Origin of the sequence: Methanosarcina spelaei, assembly GCF_002287235.1 — an archaeon.
Taxonomy (GTDB): domain Archaea; phylum Halobacteriota; class Methanosarcinia; order Methanosarcinales; family Methanosarcinaceae; genus Methanosarcina; species Methanosarcina spelaei.
The window spans coordinates 1-1,029 of sequence record NZ_LMVP01000317.1 but is presented as its reverse complement, the minus strand read 5'-3'; the positions used below and the strand labels follow the sequence as shown (position 1 = coordinate 1,029).

The following is a 1,029-nucleotide window of genomic DNA, read 5'->3' as shown; positions in this document are numbered from 1 at the left end:
AATTTGCATATCAGTACATATGTGATAGAGTTAGCGGTACATTTGGGATGCCATCTCTGGCTCAACTAATCAGAGAAAAAAGCTCAATAAGCAGAAATTGAGAGCTTTCCACTCAATTTGAAGAGGATACTTATTTAGCATGAAAGTACATGAGGATATCTTCCTCACGTGCTCTCTTCACCTTCTTTTTCCATTATCGCAAATATTTCACTAATTATTTTTATTCGTTCATCAACCGAGAATATCTCAGTCTCGACAATCTTCCTATTTTGAAAAAGAGGGGGTAAAGTACTTTCATTGATTTGTGCATGTTATTCGAAGAATTTCATATACGTTTTCTGGTACACTGCTTTATTTAGCATGAAAGTACATGAGGATATCTTCCTCACGTGCTCTCTTCACCTTCTTTTTCCATTATCGCAAATATTTCACTAATTATTTTTATTCGTTCATCAACTGAGAATATTTCTGTCTCAACAATCTTCCTCTTTTGAATTTCTCCTTTTTGATATCCAGTTCCATCTTCGTATATCTCATCGTTTACGATAAGATGCCATATTATCGTTGCAATTTTCCTTGCCAAGGCAATAATTGCCTTGGAATGCCCAATTGACTTCTTTTTCCTGTTAAAAAACTCTTTTAACTTACTGTTATTCTTTCTTGCCGCTGCTTGAGAAATCTGCGTAAGAATCCATCTTGCTCCCTTTGATCCTCTCTTTGTGATTCTTCCGTTGTGGTATTTATCTGCAGATTGATACACATTAGGAACCAGACCAAGCCAGGAAGCAAGCTTATCTCCAGAAGAAAAATCCTTGAAATTGCCTATTTCAGCAAGTAAAATTGCCGCACCAAGTTCTCCTATACCTGGAACTGACATTAAAATCTCCATTTCTCGCTTATGCTTTTTATAAGCATAATTGAAAATTTCTTTCTCTAAAGCTTCGATCTCATCATCAATACTCTTTATGAGTTTCAGACAGATCTGAAGTCTGAATGCAGCACTTTGAGAGATTTCTCGATCAAGAATTT

General features: G+C 35.7%; 1 protein-coding gene. It reads right to left on the bottom strand.

The features are described from left to right. Positions 1-385: 385 nt before the first annotated feature. Positions 386-1,029 (bottom strand): IS110 family transposase (locus ASJ81_RS13570; RefSeq protein WP_141241560.1); only part of this gene is annotated, 644 nt, incomplete at its 5' end.